Raw genomic sequence first — 23,837 nt, forward strand, 5'->3', positions numbered from 1 at the left:
TCACGAGTGGAGGCGGCGCCGGGTGCCTTGGGCGGGCGCCGAGCCGTGGGTCTCGCTGAACAGTTCGGCGAGCTTTTCGGTGATGGCGCCACCGAGTTCTTCGGCGTCCACGATGGTGACGGCGCGGCGATAGTAGCGCGTGACGTCGTGACCGATGCCGATCGCGATCAGCTCGACCGGCGAGCGGGTCTCGATCTCGTCGATGATGTGACGCAGGTGCCGCTCCAGATAATTGCCCGGATTGACCGACAGCGTGGAATCGTCGACCGGCGCACCGTCAGAGATCATCATCAGGATGCGGCGCTGCTCGGGACGCGCCAGCAGGCGCTTGTGCGCCCAGTCGAGCGCCTCGCCGTCGATGTTCTCCTTGAGCAGACCCTCGCGCATCATCAGGCCGAGATTTTTCCGCGCGCGACGCCACGGCGCGTCGGCCGACTTGTAGATGATGTGGCGCAGATCGTTGAGGCGGCCAGGATTGGCCGGCTTGCCGGCGGCAAGCCACGCCTCGCGCGACTGCCCGCCCTTCCAGGCGCGGGTGGTGAAGCCGAGGATCTCGACCTTGACGCCGCAACGCTCCAGCGTGCGCGCCAGGATGTCGGCGCAGGTGGCGGCGACCGTGATCGGGCGGCCGCGCATCGAGCCGGAATTATCCAGCAGCAGCGTCACCACGGTGTCGCGGAAGGTCGCCTCCTTCTCGTGCATGAAGGACAGCGGGTGATAGGGATCGGTGACGACGCGCGACAGCCGCGCCGGATCGAGGATGCCCTCTTCGAGATCGAACTCCCAGGCGCGGTTCTGCTGCGCCATCAGGCGGCGCTGCAGGCGGTTGGCGAGCCGCGCCACGATGCCCTGCAGATGCGCAAGCTGCTTGTCGAGATAGGAGCGCAGCCGCTCCAGCTCGTCATGATCGCAGAGATCCTCGGCCGCGATCACCTCGTCGAACTTCGGCGCAAACGCATGATATTCCGGACCGCGCGGCTCGTTCTGGCCGCGCGAATTCGGCCGCGTCGCCTCGCCCGGCGTCTCGTCGTCGCCGAGCTCGCCGTCGTCGAACGTATCGCTGGTGGAGGCCTGCGCGCTCTCCATCGCGCTTTCGCTCATCTCTTCTGCCGTCGTCTGCGCCTGGTCGGCGCTCATCTCCTGCGCGGCATCGGAATCGGGCGAACCCTCGGCACCGGACTGATCGCTCTCGCCGTCCTGGTTCTCGTCCTGGTCCTCGTCATCGTCGGAATCCATGTTGCGGTCGTCGCCGAGATCGAGCGCCGACAGTAGATCATGGACGAGGTCGCCGAACTTGGCCTGGTCCTCGGTGAAGCGGCTGAGCTTGTCGAGCCGCGAGCCGATCTTGTCCTCCAGCGTCGGGCGCCAGAGATCGACCATCTTCTTGGCGGCCGCGGGCGGCGCCATGCCGGTCAGGCGTTCGCGCACCAGCATCGCCAGCGCATCCGACAGCGGCGCATCGGCGCGGTCGGTGATCTCGTCATACTTGCCGCGGTGGAAATGATCGTCGAGCATCGCGGTGAGGTTCTTGGCAACGCCTGACATTCGTCGCGAGCCGATCGCCTCGACGCGCGCCTGCTCGACCGCTTCGAACACGCCGCGCGCCTGCGGATTGCCCGGCATCAGCTTGCGATGCACCTTGGGATCGTGGCAGGCGATCTTCAGCGCGATCGAATCGGCGTGGCCGCGCACGATCGCCGCGTCGCGCTTGGTCATCTTGCGCGCCGGCTCCGGCAGCCGCGCCTTGCCGGGCGCAAGCCCGGGACGTTCGGCGGCGAAGCTGACTTCGAGCTCCGGCTTCTTGGCGATCGCCTTCAGGCACGCCGACACCGAGCGCTTGAACGGCTCGGTCGGTGCTTCCTTCGACCCGGGACGGAATTTGATGTTGGAGGTTGTCATAGTGATTTCGTAAGCCAGTGGCGCGTGACGCCGCCGGGATACCCCTCAATCGAACCGAACTCTTTATATCCGTTGGCGCGGTAGAAGCCCGGCGCCTGGAAGCTCATCGTATCCAGATAGGATCGCGTCGCCCCGAAGCGCCGCGCCTCGTCCTCGATCGCCTTGATCAGCTTCGCGCCAAAACCCTTGTTGCGAAACTTCTGCTCCATCCAGAACAACTGGATGAACAACACCGCGGTCCAGACCTCGCCGACGATGCCGCCGACGATCTCGTCGCCTTGCCGCAGCGAGATGGCGAAGCGCTTGTACTTCTGCTTCCCCATCTTCTCGTTGTTGTAGCGGAGCAATCCGCCGAGCACCGCTTTCTTCGTCTGTGTGACTGTGCGCTCGACGGAGATTTTCGGCATGGACTAGCTGAGCGCCACGTTGACCGAGGATTCCGGCAGCTCGACGTTGAAGCAGCGCTGATAGAACTCGGCGACCAGCGGCCGCTCCAGCTCGTCACACTTGTTGAGGAAGGTGACGCGGAACGCGAAGCCGATGTCGTTGAAGATGTCGGCGTTCTCGGCCCAGGTGATCACCGTGCGCGGGCTCATCACCGTCGACAGGTCGCCATTGGCGAACGCGTTACGGGTGAGGTCCGCAAGCCGCACCATCTTGTTGACGATGTCGCGGCCTTCTTGCGTGCGATAGTGTTTCGCCTTGGCCAGCACGATCTCCACTTCCTCGTCATGGGCGAGGTAGTTCAGCGTGGTGACGATCGACCAGCGGTCCATCTGGCCCTGGTTGATCTGCTGGGTGCCGTGATAGAGGCCGGACGTGTCGCCGAGGCCGACCGTGTTGGCGGTCGAGAACAGGCGGAACGCCGGATGCGGCTTGATCACCTTGTTCTGGTCGAGCAGCGTCAGGCGGCCGGAGACTTCCAGCACGCGCTGAATCACGAACATCACGTCCGGGCGGCCGGCGTCGTATTCGTCAAACACCAGCGCGATGTTGTGCTGCAAGGCCCAGGGCAGGATGCCGTCGCGGAATTCGGTGACCTGCTTGCCCTCCTTGACCACGATGGCATCCTTGCCGACGAGATCGATACGGCTGATGTGGCTGTCGAGGTTGACGCGCACGCAGGGCCAGTTGAGGCGGGCCGCAACCTGCTCGATGTGGGTCGACTTGCCAGTGCCGTGATAGCCGGTGACCATTACGCGGCGGTTCTTGGCGAAGCCGGCGAGGATCGCAAGCGTGGTGGCGCGGTCGAAGCGATAGTCGCTATCGACTTCCGGCACGTGCGGATCGACTTCGGAATAAGCGGGCACTTCCAGATCACTATCGATCCCGAAGACCTGCCGCACCGACACCTTCATGTCGGGCATTCCGACGGGTTCTTGCGCTTTGGTCTGGACGGCGGTCGTCATTCATCCTCCGAGGTCCCGGGCATTCCCGAAACCAGATTAGGTCATTTGGCTGCGGATGGGGTGCTTCGCACAAGCCTAGCAGAGAGCAACGGCCGGCAGAAGCCCGCGGGCAAATCAAAGTTTCGTTGTTCTATCATAAAGATAGGAGTGAAACTCGGTTTTTGGAAGGCTGCCCTGCAAATCCCGCCGTACTTTCGCCGCAGCGCCAATGCGGCCTGCCCGGCCGGGCACTTTTCAGCCCGGCGGGGAGTTGGTAGCTCTCAGATCTATATCACCGCCACATGGGAATTTTGTGACTTCATTCCTTGACCCCTTGATCGCGTTCGTTTCGGCCCATGCCTGGCTTGCCTATCTGACGCTGTTTCTGGCCGCCTTGCTGGAGGCGGTGCCAGTGGTCGGCTCCCTGGTGCCGGGCTCGACCATCATCCTGGCGCTGAGCGCACTGGTGCCGGGCGGCGAATTGAAGCTCTGGCCGGTGCTCGCCGCGGCGGCCGCCGGCGCGATGCTCGGCGACGGCACGGCCTATATGATCGGCCACCGCAGCCAGCGCGAGATCCTCTCGGCCTGGCCACTCTCCAACTACCCGCGCGTGGTCGCGCAGAGCGAGGCGTTCTTCAACCGCTGGGGCGTGCTCGCGGTGTTCTTCGCCCGCTTCGTGCCGCCGATCCGCGCTTTCGTGCCGCTCACGGCCGGAGCGCTCGACATGCCGCCGGCGCGCTTCTACGCCGTCAACATCCCCGCGATCCTGCTCTGGGCGCCGGCGCATGTGCTGCCCGGCGTGCTCGCCGTCACCGCGCTGCACGACTATGCCGGGCTGCCGCATCACGGGCATGTCGGCAAGCATCTCTGGATGTTTGCGGTGGCGGGCGGCGCCGTGATCCTGGCGCTCGCGATCTGGACCATCCGCCGGCGGCATGGCGGCAGCCTGATCGAACCGGCCAAGCCGGCAAAATAGCGACTACAGACTGTTCGTCGTCGTGCTCCGCCCGGGCGCCGGGCCGACATAGCGCGCGCGAGGCCTGATCAGCTTGCCGAGCTGTAGCTGCTCGCTGGCATGCGCGATCCAGCCGACGCTGCGGGCCATCGCAAACAGCGCGAGCTCGCTGCCCGCAGGCATCCGCAGCGCATGCACCAGCACCGCCAGCGCGTAATCGATGTTGACGAATTCGCCGGTCGCCTCCGCAATCCGCTCCGGCACCTCCCGGGTGAATTTGCGCGGCGCGCCGGCCCGGCTCAGCGCCTCGAGCAGCGAGATCGCGCGCGGGTCGCCCTTCTTGTAGACGCCGTGCCCGAAGCCGGCGAACCGCTCGCCCAGCGCGACGCGCTCGCGAACCACCGGCGCAACGTCGTTGTCGATCATTGTCCTGACCAGGCGCGAAGCGAGCACGCCGGCGCCGCCATGCATCGGCCCCTTCAGCGCAACGAGCCCCGCAATCACCGCGTCGTACAGATTGAGCCCGGTCGATGCCGCGCAGCGCGCGGTGAAGGTGGAGGCGTTCAGTTCATGTTCGGCGAGCAGCACCAGCGCGCGGCGGATCAGATCGGGCGCGTGCTTGTTGTCCGATGTCCAGACCCGCGCCACCTGCTCATGCAACAGGTCTGCCGATGGAGCCGCGTTCAGCATGGTCGCGACCAGCAGCCGCAGAATGCGCCCGCCGACCATCGCGCGGCCGTCGGGCGCACGGGTGAAGGCGCCGGGGTCGGCACTTGCCGCCAGCGCCAGCACGGCGACCGTGCGGTCGATCGGCTGGGCGCGGCGCGCGGCCTCCGCGATCGCGCGCATTTCATCGGAGACATGCGGACAATTGTCCGAGGCGAACGGATCGACGCCGGTGACGTCCCAGAGCAGCGTCGCGGTGTGCTCCAGCGTGTCGCGCTCGGCGAGATCGACGCAGTTCACGCCGCGATAGATCGGACCCTGCTCGGTGATGGTGGCGATCGCCGAATCCATCACCGGCAGGTCGGCGTCGAAATTGCGCAACCCGCGCGGCTCCGGCGACGGCACGCGGCGTTCCTTCAAGCCCCTGATGTCCTCGGCCCGGTAACGGTGGCTGCGCGAATCCGGTGACGGCTCGGAGCGGATCAGGCCGCGGCTGACATAGGCGTAGAGCGTCGCCGGCGAGATCGCGAGCTCGGCGGCGGCCTCCCGGGCGGACAGGTAGAGCTCGGCGGATTTTTTCATATTGATTTATATAATCAAGATTGATCAACTCGTCGAGAGGCCCGACCTTGAAGGCGTGAAGCAAGGAGATCGGGCCATGAATGTGCATCTCACCAAGAGTCAGATCGGTCTGGACGGCGTTCCCGCCGCTGAGACCGTGTTGAGCCATGTGGACGGCGAGCGCGGCGAACTAATCATCGCGGGCGAGCACGTCGCCAACCTCGCGGGCAAGTCGAGCTTCGAGGGCGTCACCGCGCGGCTGTGGAACGGCGCCACCGGCAAGTCGCTGAGCGAGGCCAATGTCCGCGCCAGCCTCGGCGCCGCCCGCGAACGCGCCTTTGCGCGGCTAGAGGACCTGCTGCCGGCGACCCGCGGCATGTCGATCGTCGACGGCTTCCGCGCCGCGATCGCAGGATTGCGCGGCGAGAACGGACTGGAGCACGAGGCGACCATCGTCGGCGCCTTCCCGGTGATCGCCGGCGCCCTGGTCCAGCGCGCCCGTGGCAGCGACCCGATCGCGCCCGAGGCGAATGCCAGCCACGCCGCCGACACGCTGCGGATGCTGCTGGGCCGAAAGGCCGCACCGCGCGAGGTCGCCGCGCTCGACGCGTACTTCGTCACCGTCTGCGACCACGGCATGAACGCGTCGACCTTCACCACAAGGGTGATCGCATCGACCCAGGCCGACCTGTTCGCGGCCATCACCGGCGGCTATTGCGCGCTAACCGGTCCGCTGCATGGCGGTGCGCCGGAGCCGGTGCTGGAGATGCTGGATGCGATCGGCACGCGCGAGCGCATCAAGCCCTGGGTCGACGACGCGTTGGCGCGCGGCGAGCGGCTGATGGGGTTCGGCCATCGCGTCTATCGAGTGCGCGACCCGCGTGCCGACGTGCTGAAGGTCGCGATCGAGCGCCTGGAGGCCGACGGCGCCGACCTGCCGTTTGCCGGCGAGGTCGAGGCCTATATCCGCGGGGCATTGCGCAAGAAGAATCCGGAGCGGCCGCTCGAGACCAATGTCGAGTTCTTCACCGCGATCCTGCTCGACGGGCTGAAAATCCCGCGGCAGGCGTTCACGCCGATCTTCGCCGTGGCCCGCGCCGCGGGCTGGACCGCGCACGCGCTGGAGCAGCGGCGCACCGGACGGCTGATCCGGCCGAGTTCGTCCTATGTCGGGGCAGTGCCGAAGGGCTGAGTGCTAACGGGCTACGAGGCTCTTCTCCTTCCCCCTGAAAGGGGGAAGGTCGGGATGGGGGGTCAGCCGCAGACGACACTGTTTGTGGAGGGAACAGATCCCCACCCGCTTTGCTCTCGCGAGCAAAGCGACCTCCCCTTTTCAAGGGGAGGTGCGGAAGCTCCGCATCCTCGCGTAGGAGCGGCGAAGGCCAGAGTTCAGGCCTCGCGCACCACGGTCTTCAGATAATTATACGCCTTGATGATCTCGATCAGGCGATCTTCGGTGGAGCGGTCGCCGCCATTGGCGTCGGGATGGTGCTGCTTCACCAGCGCCTTGTACTTCGCCTTGACGTCTTCCAGCGTCGCGCCGGCGCCGAGCCCCATCACCAGAAGCGCCTTGCGCTCGGCATTCATGACCTTGCGGGTCTCGGGCTTGGGCTCCGCGCCGCCCGGTCCGGGGCGCCAGCGGCCGCGGCCGTTGAGCTCGGAGAAGACGTGGAACGGATCGGAGGCGGCGTCGAGGCCATCGTCGCCCTTCTTGCCGCTGTTGGCGCCCATCTTCCAGGTCGGACGATGGCCGGTCAGCGCGTCCTTCTGGTAGCGCGCGACGTCGTCGGGATTCATGCCCTGGAAGAAATTGTAGGACTGGTTGTACTCGCGGACGTGATCGAGACAGAAGTGCCAGTACTCGCGCGAATTCTCACGGCCCTTCGGGGCGCGGTGCGCACCCTTGTTCTGGCAACCCGCCCATTCGCAGGTCACAGCCTGCTCGCCTGCCTGCGCCGTGCGCTTCGCACTCACCTTGGTCGGCTTGATGCGAATGGAGTCGAAGAATTTTGATGAATCGATCGGCATGTTCTCTTTGACTACGCAATGCACAATTCTTCAAGTCTTGACATTGCGCAGACCTCGTTTCCCGCTTGCACCATTGACGAAAAGCCGACGCGGACCTAACTCCGCCGCCATGAGCACCAAAGACACTATCATAAACAAGTTGCGTGAAGCTTTCTTGCCGGAAAGCCTCGACGTGGTCGATGAGTCACATCTGCATGAGGGCCACGCCGGGCACAGGCCAGGCGGCGAGACGCATTTCCGTGTATATATTGTGTCTCCGGCCTTCGAAGGGAAGAGCCGGATCGAACGCCATCGCATGATAAATGCGACGCTGGCGCAGGAACTCGCCGGCTCGGTGCACGCGCTGGCGATCCATGCACACGCCCTCGGGGAAAAGCCGCGCTAGTTCGCGCTGGCCTCAAGACGCCGCCACAGTTTTCCTTTATTGAGGACGGATACTCGGCGACGGACCTGCACCATATGCGGGCAGGTCAGCGTATCGCATCGCCACCGATCTATGTGGGGCCGTTGATGATCCCTTGCTGGCCACGCCTCCGGTCGATCGCAACCGCCGCCGGCCTGCTCCTGATCTGTGCAATCCGCCCGGCCGCGGCGCTGGATATGCCGAGCCCGTTCGTCCAGGAGGTGCTGATCAAGAGCATCCTGGTGTCGCTCAACGATGCGGTGGCGGCGAATAATTTCTCCGTGTTCCACGCCAAGATCTCAAAACCGTTCCGCGACCAGTTTCCGCCCGACAAGCTGAAGACGATCTTCAAGGACCTGGTCGACAAGCACGCCGTGTTCGACGCCGTGGTCGCCAGGCCGATCGTGCTCGATGAGGACGCCAAGATCGACGACAAGGGCGTGCTGCGGCTGAAGGGCCATTTCGACACCACGCCGAAGCAGGTGAAGTATCAGCTCGGCTTCATCGCCTCCGACGGCGCGTGGAAGTTGTCGGGCATCTCGATCGATATCGAGTAGCCGGCGCGCCTATCAGACCCGTCATCCTGAGGAGCGCGTAGCGCGTCTCGAAGGATGCACGGCCCGGCTGGTGGCCGTCGACCCTTCGAGACGCCGCTTCGCGGCTCCTCAGGGTGACGGGGATAGGCCTGCGTTAGCGGTACCAGGACTAAAACGCCGTCCCCGCCCGCTTCGGCTTCTTCTCGTCGTGCTCGGCCTCGCGCGGGACCGCGACGATGCGCAGTGCCGTGATGCGGTTGCGCTCGCGGCGCAGCACGCGGAAGCGGAAGCCGTGGAAGGTGAAGCTCTGGCCGCGATCGGGAATCGAGCGCGCCTCATGGATCACGAGGCCGGCGACCGTGGTCGCCTCCTCGTCCGGCAGGCGCCAGTCCATCGCGCGGTTGAGATCGCGGATCGGCACCGAGCCGTCGACCACGACCGAGCCGTCCGGCTGCGCACGGACACCGGCGACAACGACGTCGTGCTCGTCGGAGATGTCGCCGACGATCTCCTCCAGGATGTCCTCCAGCGTCACCATGCCTTCGACCTCGCCATACTCGTCGACCACGAGGGCGAAGTGGGTCTTGCGGCGGCGGAACGCCTTCAGCTGCTCGGAGACCGGGCGCATCTCCGGCACGAACCACGGCGGCAGCGCGATCGCGGAGGCGTCGATCGCCGACATGTCGCCCTCATTGGCGCGGATCGCGCGCAGCAGATCCTTGGCGTGCAGCACGCCGACGATGTTCTCCGGCTTCTCACGCCACAGCGGGATGCGGGTGTATTCGCTGGCCAGCACCTCGCGCACCAGCTCCTCGGGCGGCAGGTCGGCGTTGACCATGGTCATCTCGGTGCGGTGGACCATCACGTCGGAGACCTGCAGCTCGCTCAGATCCAGGAGGCCGCCGAGCATGTCGCGGTCCTGCTTCTCGACCTTGCCTTCGTGATGCAGCAGATCGACCGCGCCGCGCAGGCGTTCGGTCGGCGAAAGCACCGCCTGATGCGTCCCGACCTTGATGCCGAGCAGCTTCATCAGCGCCAGCACGATGGTCTCGATGATGGTGAGCAGCGGCCCCAGCACGAAGATCGTCAGCCGCATCGGCCGCGCGACCAGGAGCGAGATGCGGTCGGGCGCGTTGATCGCGATGGTCTTGGGCAGCACCTCGGCGAACACCACGACCATCACGGTCATGACCGCGGTGGCGTAGAGCACGCCGACATCGCCGAACCAGGCGGTGAACACGCCGGTCGCCAGCGCCGAGGCGCCGATATTGGCGATGTTGTTACCGAGCAGCAGCGCGCCGATCATGCGCTCGCGCATGTTGATCAGCTTCGAGACCACGCCGGCATCGCTGTTGCCCTGTTTCGACAGCCGCAGCATGCTGGCGCGCGAGGCGCCGGTCAGCGCCGTCTCGCTCGCCGCGAAGAACGCGGAGATGAAGAGACAGACCAGCACGATCGAGAAGGTTAACCAGCCCACTGGCTTGATCCGTGGTTTAGGCCTTCAGCTTGGCTTGCAGGAAGTCGCGCACCAGCTGTGGCTCGACATTGTTGGCGATCACGGCGCGGCCGACGGCCTCCAGCAGGATGAAGGTGAGCTTGCCGCGCTTGACCTTCTTGTCCTGCGCCATCAGCGCCAGCAGCGCGTCGGCGTCGGCAAGACCTTCCTGCGTGAAGCCTGCGATATCCTGCAGCCGCGTCGGCAATCCTGCCGCGGACAGATGACGCGCGATACGCGTAGCATCGTCGGACGAAATCATGCCGAGCTGCGCCGAGAATTCAGCGGCAAGCACCATGCCGACCGAGACGCCCTCGCCATGGAACAGGCGGTCGGAGAAGCCGGTCGCGGCTTCCAGCGCGTGGCCAAAGGTGTGGCCGAGATTGAGCAGCGCGCGCTCGCCTGTCTCGCGCTCGTCGCGGGAGACGATGGCGGCCTTGGCGCGGCAGGAGGTCGCGATCGCGTGCTCGCGCCCGACGCCGCCTGCGACGATGTCGGCGTGGTTCTTTTCGAGCCAGGCGAAGAAGGCCTCATCGCCGAGAATGCCGTATTTCGCGACCTCGGCGTAGCCGGCGCGGAACTGGCGCGGCGACAGCGTGTCGAGCACCGACGTGTCGGCAATCACCAGCACCGGCTGGTGGAACGCGCCGATCAGGTTCTTGCCCTGCGGCGAGTTGATGCCGGTCTTGCCGCCGACGGAGGAATCGACCTGCGCCAGCAGCGAGGTCGGCACCTGCACGAAATCGACGCCGCGGCGCAGGATCGCGGCCGCAAAGCCGGCGAGATCGCCGACCACGCCGCCGCCGAGCGCGATCACCAGATCGTTGCGCTCGATCTTCGCTGCGACCAGCGCTTCGCTGACCTGCGTCAGGGTGGCATAGCTCTTCGAACTCTCGCCCTCCTCGACGACGATCCGCGACGTCGGCACGCCTGCGGCTTTGAGCGAGGCTTCGGTCGGCTCCAGCCAATGCTTCGCGACGGTGCGGTCGGTGACGATGGCGGTGCGCACGCCGGGCCGCAGCGCCGCGACGCGCTCGCCGAGCGACTGCAGCACGTCGCGGCCGATGACGATGTCATAGGCGCGTCACCGAGCGCAACGTCGACGGTAACGGAGGCGGAATGTTTCACGGGCGCAGTCATGAGGTCGCGTTCAATCCATCAGATGGTGGCTCGTCGGCCGGGCGCACGCCGCACAGATGCGCATGCAGAGCCTCGAGGCATTCGTCGACGATGCGGTCGTGCGGCACGTCGCGCGAGGCAATCGTCAGATCGGCGTTTTGGTAGACCGGCTCGCGCTCGCTGAGCAGCCGGTTGACGGTCGCCTCGGGATCGGCGGTGTGCAGCAGCGGACGATCGGCGCGGCGGCGGACCCGGCGCATGATGATATCACTGTCGGCCTTGAGCCAGATCGAGATCGCGCGGTCGCGAATCCGGTTGCGGGTCTCCTCGCGCATGAAGGCGCCACCGCCGGTCGCAAGCACGATCGGGCCGCTGTCGAGGATGCGGGCGATCACCCGCGCCTCGCCGTCGCGGAAATAAGGCTCGCCATGGGTCTCGAAGATCTCCGGGATCGTCATCCTCGCCGCCGCCTCGATCTCGGTGTCGGCGTCGGCGAACGGCAGCTTGAGCCGCGCCGCCACCCGCCGTCCGATGGTCGACTTGCCGGCCCCCATCATGCCGACCAGCACGATCGACCGCGTCCCCAGCGCGGCCGCAATGTCGGCCTCCAGGGTCGGGTGGGTGGGCGCCGGTACGGCTGCGTCGGACATAAAAAGCTCGGATATCGGGACGAATTGTTCAGAATTCGAGCCACCTATACTACCCCCGGCGACACCGTTACCAGCGACTCTTGCAACGGCGCGGGGAACATGTTGGATGATTTCATTGGTTAATTCGCTCCCTGAGTCGCCTCCATGCCCAGCCTGTTCCGCTTCCTGACGGTCGTCGCCGTGATTTTCGGGATCGGCTACGGCGTCATCTTCGCGCTGGCGAATTTCGTGACCCCGAAGCCGCGGGAAATGTCCGTGACCATCCCGCCGGATAAGTTCCTCAAGAAATAGGCGCTATGAGTCTTGGCATGCCCGCTTCCGCCAAGATCACCAAGACCCCCGCACAGGCTCCGGCCAAGACTGCTCAGCCGAAGTCCTCCGACGCCAAGCTGACCGCGTTGTTCCTCGACATGCTCGCCGCGGAACAGGGCGCCGGCGCCAACACGCTCGACGCCTACCGGCGCGACCTGACCGACTTCTCCGACTACCTCGCCCATGCCGGCACCGATTTCACCGGCGCCGACACCGAGGCGCTGCGCGGCTACCTTGCCGACCTCGATACCAGGGGCTTCAAGTCGTCGAGCGTGGCGCGGCGGCTGTCGGCGATGCGGCATCTCTATCGTTTCCTGCTCAACGAGCGGGTCCGCGGCGACGATCCGGCCGCGATCCTGTCCGGGCCGAAGCGCGGCCGCGGCCTGCCCAAGGTGCTGTCGATCGCCGACGTCGACCGCATGCTGACCCGCGCCAAGGAGCTGACCCAGACCGACGTCTCGCCGGCGCAGCGGCTGCGCGCGCTGCGGCTCTATTGCCTGCTCGAGGTGCTCTACGCCACCGGCCTGCGCGTCTCCGAGCTGGTATCGCTGCCGGTCTCCGCGGCGCGGCGCGATGCGCGGATGATCGTGGTGCGCGGCAAGGGCAACAAGGAGCGGCTGGTGCCGCTGAACGACGCCTCGCGCCAGGCGATGGCGGACTACCTCGCGGCGATCGAGGTGATGCAGCCGAAGGCGAAGAAGGCCGCGCCGTCGAAATGGCTGTTTCCGTCCTCCAGTGAGAGCGGCCATCTGACCCGGCAGCATTTTGCCCGCGACCTCAAGGAGCTCGCCGCCGCCTCCGGACTGGCGCCGCGGCTGGTCTCCCCGCACGTGCTGCGCCACGCCTTCGCCAGCCATTTGCTGCATAATGGCGCGGATCTGCGCATCGTGCAGACCCTGCTCGGCCACACCGACATCTCGACCACCCAGATCTATACCCATGTGGTCGAGGAGCGGCTGAAGAGCCTGGTCCGCGACCTGCATCCGCTGGCCGAGAAATCGTAAGCCGTCCGTAGCCCGGATGCAGCGCAAGCGAAATCCGGGGACGCTCCACCCGCGGGTCGACTTGTCCCGGATTGCGCTTCGCTTCATCCGGGCTTCTGTAACGGGCCTTTGTAAGTCAATCCCTTTTTGCGTGATCCACTCGCCGGGCACTTGCTTCTGTACGGGATCGGCGCGAAGGCCGTCGCCTGATGGGGTGCATTGAGGAGCCGGCCGGCCAATCTACGGAAGCGTGGTTGTGAGCCACTTCCCGGATGGCGGCCTGACCGGATCCATCGTCCCGGCGCAGGGACCTCGCTCAGGGAGAGCCTGGTGTCGTGGCCCGCCCAGAACCGATTGCTGCTCCTTGCTTAGGTTGCCGAGGCCTTGGCCATCGGGTTGAACGGTTTGGCGTCGGCGAGCATGCGATGCAGAACGACGGCGAGCTTGCGTGCGAGCGCCACCTTGGCCTTGCGCAGGCCTGCGCGCCGGGCGATCCGCATCGCCCAGCCTTTCAGCGCCGAGCAGTTCCTGACCGGCTTGGTCAGCATGACGTGAGCCGCCTGATAGAGCGCCTCGCGCACGGAGGCATCGCCAATCTTGCTGATGCGGCCGGTATAGTCGGTTTCGCCCGATTGGTACTTCTTCGGGGTGAGGCCAAAATGCGCTCCCGTCGCCTTCGAGGACCGGAAGCGCTTCGGGTCGTCGACCGCCGCGGCGTAGGTAAGCGCCACGATCGGGCCGACGGACGGTGTCGTCATCAGGAGGCGGGCTTGAGGGTGCGACCTGGCGAGCTTTTGGGTGTGCTTATCCAGGCCATTGAACTCGCGCCGCAGCACGGCGTGGGCTTCGAGCAGCGCCTGTGCCACGATCTCAAGTCCGGGATGGCCCGCTACGAGCTCCCGGATGCGTTCGGCGAACGTGCGCTCGGTGGTCGTGCCGACCTTCAGACCGAAGCCGCGGAGCACGCCGCGCAGGCTGTTCTCGATGTCGCGCAGCTTGGACTGCAGCAGCTTGCGTGCCGTCAGAACCGCCCGCGTCTCCTGCGCTTCGATCGACTTGCAGTGCACCGGCCGGAACCAGCCCAGCCGCATCAGTTGCGCGATCCCGCGGGCATCGTTGCGGTCCGACTTCACCGGCATCGCCTTGAAGGCATCGCGGACGTGCCGCGTCTCCAACAGTTCGACTGCCAGGCCCGCATCCCGCATCGCTGCGTAGAGCCATTGCGACAGCGGACCAGCCTCCAGCCCGATCCGTTCCAGCACCAACCCCAGCGACCGCAACCAGGTGATCAAGGCCTCCGGCTCACTCGCAACCCTCGCCTCGCGCAAAATCTTACCTGTCCCATCGACAAGGCAGACGCTCGAGCATTCCAAAGACACGTCGATTCCTGCATAGTGGTACATGGTCGTCCCTTAATGATGCTTGGAGCGGGCTTGCCCGACTCCGTTTATTGACACCATCAGTTTGAGGGACGACCGCCTTCCAACCAACAGGCCGCTCGCGAGCGCGCTTCCAAATCGCGCCGTAGCGAGCGGGCGGCCGGCCCGTTACCCCATCTACATGGACCGGAGACATCGATACCGTCATCTGATCCGTCTTGACTTCGGCGGCATCTCCGCAGAAAGAGCGTCACCTGCCTGCGATCCCGAAGCGTGCATTCTGCCCGGATGCGCGTTAACCGATTGAAGTTACAAAACTTCTCTTCTCTACGCCGAAACCGCTTCGCCCCTCGCACCCTTCCTCCCTATATTGAGTTGATGCCCGACCCGATGCGCAGCTATCTCGACTTCGAAAAACCTGTCGCCGAGCTTGAATCCAAGATCGACGAGTTGCGCGCGCTTGCCGCAAGCGGCAGCGACATCGGCGACGAGGTCGCACGGATCGAGGACAAGGCGGCGCAGGCGCTCACCGAGCTCTATGCCAACCTGACGCCATGGCAGAAGACGCTGGTGGCGCGGCATCCGCAGCGGCCGCACTTCACCGATTTCATCGGCGGCCTGATCACCGAATTCACGCCGATGGCCGGCGACCGCAAATTCGCCAACGATGAGGCCCTGATCGGCGGCTTCGGCCGCTTCCGCGGCGAGAGCATCTGCGTGGTCGGCCAGGAGAAGGGCGCCACCACCGACAGCCGCATCAAGCACAATTTCGGCATGGCGCGCCCCGAAGGCTACCGCAAGGCGGTGCGCCTGATGGAGATGGCCGACCGCTTCGGCATCCCGGTGCTGTCGATCGTCGATTCCGCCGGCGCCTATCCCGGCATCGGCGCCGAGGAGCGGGGCCAGGCCGAGGCGATCGCGCGCTCGACCGACGCCTGCCTGTCGCTCGGCGTGCCCAATGTCGCGATCGTCACCGGCGAAGGCATGTCGGGCGGCGCCATCGCCATCACCACGGCGAACCGCGTGTTGATGATGGAGCACGCGATCTACAGCGTGATCTCGCCGGAGGCGGCATCCTCGATCCTGTGGCGCGACGGCACCAAGGCGCAGGAAGCCGCCAACAGCATGAAGATCACCGCACAGGACATGCTGCGCTTCGGCGTGATCGACCAGATCCTGAGGGAGCCCTCGGGCGGCGCTCATCGCGACCCCGCCGCGATGATCACGACCACGGGCGACGCCATCGCCCAGGCGCTCAACGACCTACGAAATCTTGATCCGGACGCGATTCGCAAACAGCGGCGCCAGAAGTTCCTCGATATCGGCCGCAAGCTCGGCTGAGGCGCCCAAACCGCCGGATTTTTCGTCCAAATCGCCTGATTTTGCCGTAATTGGGCCCCGAGCAGGGTCTTTAACGTTCCTTGAACCATGCCTGCTACCGTGAGGGCCGTCAGCCCCTGTTCAGGTTGCGAGCTGGGGGTGTCGAAGGCTAATATTTTAGACAATGGCTTCAGGGCATATTCGCCGTGTTGGGGTCGCGAATAACGCCCGGTGGGTGTGGAGCTTCGGACTTGACTCATCGCACGCTCGTACGCGCGCTTCTGACTTCGGCGGTGCTCGCCGCGGGTATCTTGCTCGCCGGTTGTGACAGCGACCAGATCTCGCTCGCGCAGAACGCCAAGGCCAACCAGCCGGTCACGCCAAAACTCCTCGCCGCCATGGTCGAGAAGGACATGGATCTGCAGTCGCCGATGCTGGTCCGCCTGTTCAAGCAGGAGGCCGAGCTCGAGGTCTGGAAGCAGGACCGCTCCGGCCGTATGGCGCTGCTCAAGACCTATCCGATCTGCCGCTGGTCGGGCGATCTCGGTCCGAAGGTCCGCGAAGGCGACCGCCAGGCGCCCGAGGGGTTCTATTCGATCAACCCGAGCCAGATGAACCCGCAGTCGGCCTATTACCTGTCGTTCAACACCGGCTATCCCAACGCCTTCGACAAGGCGCTCGGCCGCACCGGCTCGCAGCTGATGGTGCATGGCGACTGTTCGTCGCGCGGCTGCTACGCGATGACCGACGAGCAGATCGCGGAAATCTATTCGCTCGGCCGCGAGTCGTTCTTCGGCGGCCAGAAGGCGTTCCAGCTGCAGGCCTACCCGTTCCGGATGACGCCGGTGAACATGGCCAAGCACCGCAACAATCCGAACATGCCTTTCTGGAAGATGATCAAGGAAGGCTATGATCATTTCGAAGTGACGAAGCACGAGCCGAAGGTCGACTTCTGCGAGAAGAAGTACGTGTTCGACGCGGTCAAGGCACCGAACGCGACACGAGATCCGGTGTTCGATGCCTCCGCGAAGTGCCCGGCCTATGTGATCCCCGACGAGATCGCCAGCGCCGTGCGCGAGAAGGAGCAGCAGGACGCCGCCGAGACCGCCAAGCTCGTCTCCAAGGGCACGCCGGTGGCGCGCCTCAACACCGGCATCGACGGCGGCATGAACGCGATCTTCGCCTCGAAGATTCCGGAAGGAAACACCGGTCTGTCCGAAGGCGGCGACAGCCAGTCGCTGCAGTCGATGTCGCTGGCACGCGCGCCCGGCACGATCCCCGGCACGGTCAATCCGCCGCGGCCCAATCTGGCGGTCCAGCAGGAACAGCCGGTCGTGGCGACGACGTCGTCGACCACGCCATCGCCCACCACCCGTGTTGCTTCGGCCAACGCGTCCGACAAGTCCGAAGGCTTCTTCTCCAGCTTTGCCCGTAAGGTCGGGATCGGCGGCACCGCTGATGCGACCCCGGCAGCCGCGACCAAGCCGCCGGCTGCAGTCGCTGCCGCGCCGGCCAAGCCGAAGGTCGCCGAGGCCAAGCCGCAATCGGTGGTTCGCGTCGCACCGAAGGCGGAGCCGAAGCAGGCCGCCAAGCCCGCGCCAAAACCGTCGGTCACCGACACTGCCGCAGCCGCGCCGGCCCCCGCAGCCACCGGCACCCAGCTCGCCGGCTCCGCGCCGGTGGTGCAGTCGAACTCGTTCGACACCCGCTTCTCGGCGGTGAAGTAAGCGCGGCGCGACTGCGTCGCGACGCCGGTCGGTACCGATCAACTTTCCAGACAAGACAGTGTCGTCCCGGCGCAGGCCGGGACCCATAACCACAGGATTGAGTTGGTGAGGAAAGCTGTGGCCCCAGCGTCGCAACAATCACCTTCGGTGGCTATGGGTCCCGGCCTGCGCGGGGACGACACCGAATTTGTTGCGCCACTTGTGGCTCACACATGGCTCACACATCCGCATTCTCGCGACATGATTTGTCCGAGTCGTGCTTTTCGTTCCGCCCTCTCTTGAACAGAGGGCGCAGGGAAAGCCGGGTGCCGATCGCACCCGTGGGCCCCGAGCAATGGGTAGAAAGCTCGGGGGTAGGACCACAGGTGTAACCGGAAACACTCCGGCTTTCCCTGCGCGATGGGTTACGGCTTATTTCGTGCTCTCCCCGGCGAGACTGGGCTTGCTTGTCACCGCCTTCGCATCACGCCTTCGCGTGTTGCGACGAGACACCTGCCGCTAGGGCGTCAGGACCACACGACTTCACCGTCCGCTGCGCGTGCTCTCGTCAGTCACACGCTCGGCGTCCACCGCATCTCACCACAACACCCGTGACGATGCGCAGCGCCCCTCGATCGGGTGAGACGGGCAGACCATACATCGAGTTTAATTTCTGATAAAGAGAAATATTTTTGCGGCGAGGGCTTGCGCCGTCGGGCAACTCAGTGATTGGCGCGTCAGGGAAGCACCGGCGGAAGGGTTCCCTCCCCCCTTGCGGGGGAGGGCTAGGGAGAGGGGTGCCACACGACGGACTCTCTCCGAACTCGTCAGGACGATAAGCAAACGCATTTTGCGAGCGCGCCCCCTCATCGCTCATCTCGCCCCGGGGCCACCCCTCTCCCCACCCTCTCCCGCAAGGGGAGAGGGAGCCCGAAAAGCGTGCTCACCTCACTGGCATTCTAGGAGCCACATAGCCGCAACATCGCCGCCCCTCGCCACCACATTCCTCTTGCCTATCGCGCGGAGGCGATCGTGAATGGCACACGAGGCACAGCCGGGAGGTAGCGATGGATGATCGAGCCGTGCGGGCTGCGCTGCAGCGCCATTGGGAGGCGTCGGACGCGAGCGATTTCGCGCGCGAGCATGAGATCTACCACGAGGATGCAGTGCTCGATTATCCGCAATCGGGCGAGCGGATCCGGGGCCGGCGCAACATTCAGGAGAGCCGCACGGTGCAGCCGAACAGGAAGCGCTTCACGATCCAGCGCATGATCGGCGGCGGTGACCTCTGGGTCACCGAATTCGTGCTGACCTATGACGGCATCCCGTCCTATACGGTGAGCATCATGGAATTCCGCGACGGCCAGGTCGTGCACGAAACGCAGTATTTCGCCGACCGGTTTGAGCCGTCGCCATCACGCGCACACCTTGTCGAGCACGTCGGCGGAACACCGTCGCACTAACCTGGCAAGGACATTTGCGACCGCACCGGCCGGTGATCGCTACATGCCGTGGCTTTCAAAGACCTTCTTGCAACTGGAGCTCAAGCTGGCCCGCTTCATCTGCAGACAGTTTTGCACGGCTCCGTCATTGCCGAGGTCCTTGCGGCAGAAGCGCTGCGCATCGCGCGAGCACGCATTCTGTTCCGCCTTGGTGCCGGAATGCTGCGCCAGCGCGACGCCGCTGCTCATCATGGCAACAGCACTAAGGATTACGATCGAAAGATAACGCATGGATGAACTCCTCCCGCTGCCCAACGGCAGCCGGAGCCGTTCGTTCCTGTGGAACCACGGATTCTACGGCGCCAGATACCGCAGCAATTCCGGATCGTTGCGCACCTCGCCCGCCCCGCCCTGCAGCGCGACGCGGCCGCGGTCCAGCACATAGGCATAATCGGCGACGCGCAGCGCGAGGTCGAGATGCTGCTCGACGATCACGACCGAAATGCTCTTGGCGAGTTCGATCAGCCGCTCGGTGATCTCCTCGATCACGCCGATCCAGACGCCTTCGGTCGGCTCGTCCAGCAGCAGCAGTTTTGGATTGCCGAGCATGGCGCGGCTGATCGCCAGCATCTTGCGCTCGCCGCCGGACAGCGTGCCGGCCGGCTGGTCGAGCCGCTGGCCGAGCTTCGGGAAGATCGCGAGCACGCGATCGACCGCGCTGGCATCCGAATTGGTCAGCGAGCCGACCGCGAGGTTGTCGCGCACCGACAGGCGGGCGAACACCGAATGCTCCTGCGGCACATAGCCGATGCCGGAGCGCACCCGCTCCTCGGTGCGGCGCCGCGTGATGTCGCGGCCGTCGAAGAACAATTCGCCCTGCGAGCTCGCGAGCTCGCCGACGATGGTCTTCATCAGCGTGGTCTTGCCGGCGCCGTTGCGGCCGAGCACCGCGACGCCGCCACGCCAGGGAATGCCGATGTTGACATCGAACAGAACCTGGCTGCGGCCATAACCGGCATCGAGATGCCTGATATCGAGGAAGGACTGGTCAGGCACGGCGAAGATAAATCTCCTGGACGCTCTTGTTGGCCTGGATTTCCGCGACGGTGCCCGACGCCAGCACCTTGCCCTGGTCGAGCACGGTGAGGCGGTCGCAGATGTCGCGGATGAAATCGAGGTCGTGTTCGACGATGACGAGCGAGCAATGCTGCTTGATCGGCTGCAACAGCTCGCCGGTGACGCGGCGCTCCTCGAGGCTCATGCCGCCGGTCGGCTCATCCAGCAGCAACAGCCGCGGCTTGCCGGCGAGCGCCATCGCGATCTCGAGCCATTGCTGCTGGCCGTGCGACAGCGCCGCGGCCGCGTCATGCGCGCGATCGGCGAGACGGAACTGGGTCAGCATCGTCATCACCTGATCGTGCAGGCTCTTGCGGGTGCGCGAGAGCACCAGATCGAACAGCGAGGACTGCGCCTGCAGCGCCAGCAGGATGTTATCGTACAGCGTCAGCGTCGGCAGCACCGAGGTGATCTGGAATTTCAGGCTCATGCCGGCGCGGGCGCGCTCGGTCGGCGTGAACGCGGTGATGTCGGTGTTGATGAAGGAGACCTTGCCCGTGGTCGGCACCTCGGCGCCGGCGACGCATTTCATCAGCGTGCTCTTGCCCGAGCCGTTGGGGCCGATCAGGCCGTGAAACTCGTTCTCGCCGACGGTCAAGCCTGCGCCGTCCAGCGCGGTGAGCTTGCCGTACACCTTGCTGATGCCTGACGCCTCAAGGAGCGGCATTGCCGGTCTCCTTTGGCGCCTTGTTTGGTCCCTTGCTTGGCCCTTTGCCGAAACTGCCGACCCGCTCGCGCTCGCCGAGCACGAAGGAGATCAGCCCGAGCGGACGGAACATGATCACGAGCAGTAGCAGCACGCCGAGGATGATCGGCCAGACGTCGCGGTAATTGTCCGACAGCCAGAAGCTGACGCCCTCGATGATCACGGTGCCGATCACGGCGCCGATCAGCGTGCCGGAGCCACCGAACAAGACGTAAAGCACGACCTGGGTCGAGAACACGACGCCCAGCATGTTGGGCCAGACGAACCCCTCGTGGAAGGCATAGAGGCTGCCGGCCAGACCGGCGATGGTGCCGCCGACCGCGAAGATGATCGCCTTCAGGTGCTGCGCCTTGTAGCCGAAGAAGGCGATGCGCTGCTCGTTCTCGCGCAGGCCCGCCAGCGCCAGCCCGAATTGCGAACGGACCAGGAAGCGGCTGAGCAGGTAGACGACGACCAGGATGCCGAGCACCATGTAGTAGTAGACTGGCCCCTCCTCGAACTCGTAGCTGCCGAGTGTGAGCGGCGGGATCGACGGGATGCCGTTCTGGCCGCCGAGATAGTACCAGCCGCGCGCCAGCCGGTCCGCGGCATAGGAGCCGGTCAGAGTGCCGAGCGAGACGAAGATCACGCTCGAGGGATAGCGTCCGAGCAGGAGGAAGCCGCCGAGCAGCAGCGACGCGGTGAGCCCGATCAGCGCGCCCGCCGGCAGGATCAGCAGGATCGACGTGACGTTGAGGTCGCGCGCCATCAGCGCCACGCCGTAGCCGGCGGCACCAAAGAACAGCGCCTGGCCGAAGCTCATGATGCCGGCATAGCCCCACACCAGGTCGAACGACAGCGCGAACAGCGCGAGGATCACCACGCGGGTGGCGAACACCGTGAGATAATCCTGCAGCACCCACGGCAGGACCAGTGCGATCAAAAGCACCAGCCCTTCCACGATCGGCAGGACCTTCCATCCTGCCGATGCCTGTCCCGCCGGCGCGCCTGCGGCCGGTGCACCCTCGCCCGTCACGACATCTGGCTCCTCGCCGAGGCGTGCGACGGCCTGCTTTGCTCTACTCATCGATCGCTCAGCATTCCTTGGGATCAACGAGACCGTTGCTGCGCGCCACGATCTCATAGTTCCCGCCTTTGGCAACAGCCGTGTACATTTTCATCTTGCAGTGACGCTTGCCGGGAACCATCTCGGCGGGGCCGCCGGGCCCTTCGGCGATCTTGGCGTGGTCGAGGGCGGCCGCGACCGAATCGCGGTCGACCTTGCCGGCTTCCTTGACCGCCGCTTCCCACAGCTTGAGGCCGCGATAGGTTCCGGTCGCGGCGCTGCCGGCGGCGAACAGGATGTTGCCGGGAAACTCCTTATCATAGGCCGCCTGGAGCTTGGCGTTGAACGGATCGTCCTTGGTCAGCACCTTGAAATAGTCGAGGCAACTCGCCAGCCCCTCGATCTCGTTGGCCTGATTGATGTTGAGCGTGTTCTCGTCATAGTAGACGCAGGCGAGCCGCCCGCCATTCTTCAGGAAGCCGGCTTCATAGAGCTGCTTGAAGAACGGGCCGACGCCCGGCGGGATCACGGTGTTGAAGACGACGTCGACCTTGTTGGAGACGATGCGGTTGACGGTCGACGAGAAGTCGACCTGGTCGAGCGGGTAGTATTCCTCGAACACGACCTCGCCGCCGTTCTGTTCGATCACCTTGCGGGCGTAGACGTTGAGCGTGTGCGGCCAGACGTAGTTGGCGCTCGGCAGCGCGAACTTCTTGCCGCCGTTCTTGATCAGCCAGGGAATGAACTCGTCGCATTGCTGCGCCGGCGTCGGCCCGGTGCAGAACAGATAGGGCGTGCACTCCTTGCCCTCGTAGAGCTGCGGATAGATGTAGAGCGTCTTGCCGCGCGCCACGATCGGGTCCTTGATCGCGTTGCGCATCGACGAGGTGATGCCGCCCAGCACCATGTCGACCTTGTCGCGCTGGATCAGCTTGCGGACATTGCCGACCGCGACCGATTCGTTCGAGGCGGTGTCCTCGATATAGAGCTCGAGCGGCCGGCCAAGCAGGCCGCCGCCGGCGTTGATCTCCTTGATCACCATCTTGGCGACGTTGGCGTCGGCATTGCCGGCATAGGCGATCGGGCCGGTCAAATCGGTCGCGATGCCGACCTTGATCGGGCCGTCGGCGGCGTTGGCCCAGTCGGGCCTGACCACCCAGCTGCCGACCCCGGTTGCGAGCGCGCCGGTCGCGAAGGCAAAGTTGCTCATGAAGCGGCGGCGGGTGAGATTGGTGCGGTCGATGGACATCTGTCTAAACCCCTTTTCCAGCAATGAGGCCCTGCGGCCGGAATTTGATGAAGGCAATCGCGAGCACGAAGACGAGGACGTCGGCGACGACGGGCGACATCACCCATGGCAGCGCCGCGCTGAGCGTGCCGATCAGACCGGCGCCGGCGACCGGACCGATGAAGGAGCCGACCCCGCCGACCATCACGGCGACGAAACCCTGGATCAGGAATCGTATGCCGAGATCGGCAAAGAGGCTAAACACCGGCACGATCAGCGCGCCGGCAAGCCCGGCCAGCGCCGCGCCGAACGCGAAGGTCGCGCCGTAGATCAGGGGCGTCGAGATGCCCGAGGCGCGCGCCAGCGCCGGGTTCTCCAACGTGGCGCGGACCCGCAGCCCGAAGCTGGTGCGCGCCAGCAGTAGATAGCAGCCACCCATCACCAGGAGCGTGATCACAATGATGGTGAAGCGCCAGGCCGAGATGTGGATCGAGCCGAGGTCGATCGAACCGCCGATCGGCTCCGGCACCGTGAGATAGAAGCCGCCGATCAGGCCGCGCACGCTTTCGCGGATGATCAGACCAAGCGCATAGGTGCCAAGCATCGCCACGATCGGCGCCGCATAGAACCGCCGGATGATCAGCGCCTCCAGCACGAAGCCGAGCGCACCGACCACGAAGGGCGCGGCGATCATGCCGGCCCAGACCGGCGCCCCGTGGGCGTAGGCCAGATAGGTCACATAGGCTCCGAGCAGGACGAATTCGCCCTGCGCGAAGTTGAAGATGCCCATCATGCTGGCGATGATGCCGAGCCCGAGCACGACCAGAACGATGATCGCGCCGAAGCTGATGATCTCGAACGCCGCGGCGAAGCTAGTGGCCATGGCGTCCGATCCGTACC

At 65.4% G+C, this 23,837-nt stretch carries 23 protein-coding genes and 1 pseudogene; 9 read left to right on the forward strand and 15 right to left on the reverse strand.

Going from position 1 to position 23,837, the window contains the following annotated elements:
* Genes cobT through cobS form a run of 3 tightly spaced genes read right to left on the reverse strand, consistent with a single transcriptional unit; the run spans nt 1 to nt 3,308 of the window.
* Nucleotides 1-1,899, reverse strand: coding sequence for a cobaltochelatase subunit CobT (gene cobT, locus WDM24_RS40070; RefSeq protein WP_166301639.1), 1,899 nt, complete (start codon nt 1,897-1,899; stop codon nt 1-3).
* Nucleotides 1,896-2,306, reverse strand: a complete 411-nt coding sequence (locus WDM24_RS40075) for a GNAT family N-acetyltransferase (protein WP_338694711.1) — start codon at nt 2,304-2,306, stop codon at nt 1,896-1,898. Before WDM24_RS40075 ends, cobT begins: the two co-directional genes overlap by 4 nt.
* Nucleotides 2,307-2,309: 3 nt before the next feature.
* Entirely contained in the window at nt 2,310-3,308 is a 999-nt protein-coding gene (gene cobS, locus WDM24_RS40080; RefSeq protein ID WP_166301633.1) for a cobaltochelatase subunit CobS, read from the reverse strand.
* A gap of 292 nt (nt 3,309-3,600) precedes the next feature.
* Here cobS and WDM24_RS40085 point away from each other — a divergent pair, with 292 nt between their 5' ends.
* Nucleotides 3,601-4,263: a DedA family protein gene (locus WDM24_RS40085; protein WP_338829623.1), complete on the forward strand. Its 663-nt coding sequence runs from the start codon at nt 3,601-3,603 to the stop codon at nt 4,261-4,263.
* A gap of 3 nt (nt 4,264-4,266) precedes the next feature.
* On the opposite strand, the gene WDM24_RS40090 is transcribed toward WDM24_RS40085, so the two are convergent.
* On the reverse strand, nt 4,267-5,490 hold the full coding sequence (locus tag WDM24_RS40090) for a citrate synthase family protein (protein WP_338829625.1): 1,224 nt from the start codon (nt 5,488-5,490) through the stop codon (nt 4,267-4,269).
* 76 nt (nt 5,491-5,566) lie between these two features.
* Between WDM24_RS40090 and WDM24_RS40095 the strand changes: the two genes are divergently transcribed.
* Nucleotides 5,567-6,661, forward strand: coding sequence for a citrate synthase/methylcitrate synthase (locus WDM24_RS40095; RefSeq protein ID WP_338829626.1), 1,095 nt, complete (start codon nt 5,567-5,569; stop codon nt 6,659-6,661).
* 197 nt (nt 6,662-6,858) lie between these two features.
* Here WDM24_RS40095 and WDM24_RS40100 read toward each other — a convergent pair whose 3' ends face one another.
* On the reverse strand, nt 6,859-7,497 hold the full coding sequence (locus WDM24_RS40100; RefSeq protein WP_029079593.1) for a J domain-containing protein: 639 nt from the start codon (nt 7,495-7,497) through the stop codon (nt 6,859-6,861).
* A gap of 109 nt (nt 7,498-7,606) precedes the next feature.
* Here WDM24_RS40100 and WDM24_RS40105 point away from each other — a divergent pair, with 109 nt between their 5' ends.
* Together WDM24_RS40105 and WDM24_RS40110 are read left to right on the forward strand one after the other, a co-directional pair.
* On the forward strand, nt 7,607-7,882 hold the full coding sequence (locus tag WDM24_RS40105; protein ID WP_029079592.1) for a BolA family protein: 276 nt from the start codon (nt 7,607-7,609) through the stop codon (nt 7,880-7,882).
* A gap of 125 nt (nt 7,883-8,007) precedes the next feature.
* Nucleotides 8,008-8,457 carry a hypothetical protein gene (locus tag WDM24_RS40110; protein ID WP_338694702.1) on the forward strand — a complete coding sequence of 150 codons (450 nt, stop codon included), beginning with the start codon at nt 8,008-8,010 and terminating at the stop codon, nt 8,455-8,457.
* Nucleotides 8,458-8,605: 148 nt separating this feature from the next.
* Here the strand turns inward: WDM24_RS40110 and WDM24_RS40115 are convergent, their stop codons facing one another.
* The 3 genes and pseudogenes from WDM24_RS40115 to WDM24_RS40125 form a co-directional block, all read right to left on the reverse strand.
* Nucleotides 8,606-9,913 (reverse strand): HlyC/CorC family transporter, encoded by a 1,308-nt coding sequence (locus WDM24_RS40115; protein ID WP_166301621.1) that lies wholly within the window; start codon nt 9,911-9,913, stop codon nt 8,606-8,608.
* 16 nt (nt 9,914-9,929) lie between these two features.
* A pseudogene (aroB, locus tag WDM24_RS40120) lies at nt 9,930-11,071 on the reverse strand (3-dehydroquinate synthase).
* A complete protein-coding gene (locus WDM24_RS40125) occupies nt 11,068-11,700 on the reverse strand; it encodes a shikimate kinase (protein WP_338829627.1) in 633 nt (210 codons plus the stop codon). Before WDM24_RS40125 ends, aroB begins: the two are co-directional and overlap by 4 nt.
* Before the next feature lie 144 nt (nt 11,701-11,844).
* On the opposite strand from WDM24_RS40125, the gene WDM24_RS40130 reads away from it, so the two are divergent.
* Both WDM24_RS40130 and xerD read left to right on the forward strand, forming a co-directional pair.
* Complete coding sequence (locus WDM24_RS40130) at nt 11,845-11,991, forward strand: histidine kinase (RefSeq protein WP_166301615.1); 147 nt, start codon at nt 11,845-11,847, stop codon at nt 11,989-11,991.
* A gap of 119 nt (nt 11,992-12,110) precedes the next feature.
* Complete coding sequence (xerD, locus tag WDM24_RS40135; RefSeq protein WP_414645792.1) at nt 12,111-13,016, forward strand: site-specific tyrosine recombinase XerD; 906 nt, start codon at nt 12,111-12,113, stop codon at nt 13,014-13,016.
* A 347-nt stretch (nt 13,017-13,363) separates the two neighbouring features.
* Here the strand turns inward: xerD and WDM24_RS40140 are convergent, their stop codons facing one another.
* On the reverse strand, nt 13,364-14,398 hold the full coding sequence (locus WDM24_RS40140) for an IS110 family transposase (RefSeq protein WP_338826979.1): 1,035 nt from the start codon (nt 14,396-14,398) through the stop codon (nt 13,364-13,366).
* A 354-nt stretch (nt 14,399-14,752) separates the two neighbouring features.
* On the opposite strand from WDM24_RS40140, the gene WDM24_RS40145 reads away from it, so the two are divergent.
* From WDM24_RS40145 to WDM24_RS40155, 3 genes are all read left to right on the forward strand, one after another.
* Nucleotides 14,753-15,715, forward strand: coding sequence for an acetyl-CoA carboxylase carboxyltransferase subunit alpha (locus WDM24_RS40145; protein WP_029079586.1), 963 nt, complete (start codon nt 14,753-14,755; stop codon nt 15,713-15,715).
* Between the two features lie 230 nt (nt 15,716-15,945).
* Nucleotides 15,946-17,421, forward strand: coding sequence for a murein L,D-transpeptidase family protein (locus WDM24_RS40150; protein WP_338829628.1), 1,476 nt, complete (start codon nt 15,946-15,948; stop codon nt 17,419-17,421).
* A 1,046-nt stretch (nt 17,422-18,467) separates the two neighbouring features.
* The gene (locus WDM24_RS40155) at nt 18,468-18,863 is read left to right on the forward strand and encodes a nuclear transport factor 2 family protein (RefSeq protein ID WP_338829630.1); all 396 of its coding nucleotides are present in this window, start codon (nt 18,468-18,470) and stop codon (nt 18,861-18,863) included.
* Nucleotides 18,864-18,902: 39 nt separating this feature from the next.
* Here WDM24_RS40155 and WDM24_RS40160 read toward each other — a convergent pair whose 3' ends face one another.
* The 6 genes from WDM24_RS40160 to WDM24_RS40185 form a co-directional block, all read right to left on the reverse strand.
* Nucleotides 18,903-19,133, reverse strand: coding sequence for a hypothetical protein (locus WDM24_RS40160; RefSeq protein WP_166301603.1), 231 nt, complete (start codon nt 19,131-19,133; stop codon nt 18,903-18,905).
* Nucleotides 19,134-19,196: 63 nt separating this feature from the next.
* Nucleotides 19,197-19,898 (reverse strand): ABC transporter ATP-binding protein, encoded by a 702-nt coding sequence (locus tag WDM24_RS40165; protein ID WP_338829631.1) that lies wholly within the window; start codon nt 19,896-19,898, stop codon nt 19,197-19,199.
* Nucleotides 19,891-20,625 carry an ABC transporter ATP-binding protein gene (locus WDM24_RS40170; RefSeq protein ID WP_338829632.1) on the reverse strand — a complete coding sequence of 245 codons (735 nt, stop codon included), beginning with the start codon at nt 20,623-20,625 and terminating at the stop codon, nt 19,891-19,893. Before WDM24_RS40170 ends, WDM24_RS40165 begins: the two co-directional genes overlap by 8 nt.
* On the reverse strand, nt 20,612-21,730 hold the full coding sequence (locus WDM24_RS40175; protein WP_338829633.1) for a branched-chain amino acid ABC transporter permease: 1,119 nt from the start codon (nt 21,728-21,730) through the stop codon (nt 20,612-20,614). Before WDM24_RS40175 ends, WDM24_RS40170 begins: the two co-directional genes overlap by 14 nt.
* A gap of 7 nt (nt 21,731-21,737) precedes the next feature.
* Nucleotides 21,738-22,958: a substrate-binding protein gene (locus WDM24_RS40180; protein WP_029079579.1), complete on the reverse strand. Its 1,221-nt coding sequence runs from the start codon at nt 22,956-22,958 to the stop codon at nt 21,738-21,740.
* Between the two features lie 4 nt (nt 22,959-22,962).
* Nucleotides 22,963-23,820, reverse strand: a complete 858-nt coding sequence (locus WDM24_RS40185) for a branched-chain amino acid ABC transporter permease (protein WP_029079578.1) — start codon at nt 23,818-23,820, stop codon at nt 22,963-22,965.
* Between the last annotated feature and the right edge of the window lie 17 nt (nt 23,821-23,837).

Origin of the sequence: Bradyrhizobium sp. 27S5 (genome assembly GCF_037217225.1) — a bacterium.
In the GTDB taxonomy this organism is placed as follows: domain Bacteria; phylum Pseudomonadota; class Alphaproteobacteria; order Rhizobiales; family Xanthobacteraceae; genus Bradyrhizobium; species Bradyrhizobium septentrionale.

Coding starts and splice junctions, on each gene's coding strand:
- WDM24_RS40105 (WP_029079592.1), top strand. CDS start 7,607: ATGAGCACCAAAGACACTATCATAAACAAGTTGCGTGAAGCTTTCTTG.
- WDM24_RS40170 (WP_338829632.1), bottom strand. CDS start 20,625: ATGCCGCTCCTTGAGGCGTCAGGCATCAGCAAGGTGTACGGCAAGCTC.
- WDM24_RS40100 (WP_029079593.1), bottom strand. CDS start 7,497: ATGCCGATCGATTCATCAAAATTCTTCGACTCCATTCGCATCAAGCCG.
- cobT (WP_166301639.1), bottom strand. CDS start 1,899: ATGACAACCTCCAACATCAAATTCCGTCCCGGGTCGAAGGAAGCACCG.
- WDM24_RS40160 (WP_166301603.1), bottom strand. CDS start 19,133: ATGCGTTATCTTTCGATCGTAATCCTTAGTGCTGTTGCCATGATGAGC.
- WDM24_RS40075 (WP_338694711.1), bottom strand. CDS start 2,306: ATGCCGAAAATCTCCGTCGAGCGCACAGTCACACAGACGAAGAAAGCG.
- WDM24_RS40180 (WP_029079579.1), bottom strand. CDS start 22,958: ATGTCCATCGACCGCACCAATCTCACCCGCCGCCGCTTCATGAGCAAC.
- WDM24_RS40125 (WP_338829627.1), bottom strand. CDS start 11,700: ATGTCCGACGCAGCCGTACCGGCGCCCACCCACCCGACCCTGGAGGCC.
- WDM24_RS40110 (WP_338694702.1), top strand. CDS start 8,008: ATGATCCCTTGCTGGCCACGCCTCCGGTCGATCGCAACCGCCGCCGGC.
- WDM24_RS40095 (WP_338829626.1), top strand. CDS start 5,567: ATGAATGTGCATCTCACCAAGAGTCAGATCGGTCTGGACGGCGTTCCC.
- WDM24_RS40145 (WP_029079586.1), top strand. CDS start 14,753: ATGCCCGACCCGATGCGCAGCTATCTCGACTTCGAAAAACCTGTCGCC.
- WDM24_RS40185 (WP_029079578.1), bottom strand. CDS start 23,820: ATGGCCACTAGCTTCGCCGCGGCGTTCGAGATCATCAGCTTCGGCGCG.
- WDM24_RS40175 (WP_338829633.1), bottom strand. CDS start 21,730: ATGAGTAGAGCAAAGCAGGCCGTCGCACGCCTCGGCGAGGAGCCAGAT.
- WDM24_RS40090 (WP_338829625.1), bottom strand. CDS start 5,490: ATGAAAAAATCCGCCGAGCTCTACCTGTCCGCCCGGGAGGCCGCCGCC.
- xerD (WP_414645792.1), top strand. CDS start 12,111: ATGCTCGCCGCGGAACAGGGCGCCGGCGCCAACACGCTCGACGCCTAC.
- cobS (WP_166301633.1), bottom strand. CDS start 3,308: ATGACGACCGCCGTCCAGACCAAAGCGCAAGAACCCGTCGGAATGCCC.
- WDM24_RS40155 (WP_338829630.1), top strand. CDS start 18,468: ATGGATGATCGAGCCGTGCGGGCTGCGCTGCAGCGCCATTGGGAGGCG.
- WDM24_RS40140 (WP_338826979.1), bottom strand. CDS start 14,398: ATGTACCACTATGCAGGAATCGACGTGTCTTTGGAATGCTCGAGCGTC.
- WDM24_RS40130 (WP_166301615.1), top strand. CDS start 11,845: ATGCCCAGCCTGTTCCGCTTCCTGACGGTCGTCGCCGTGATTTTCGGG.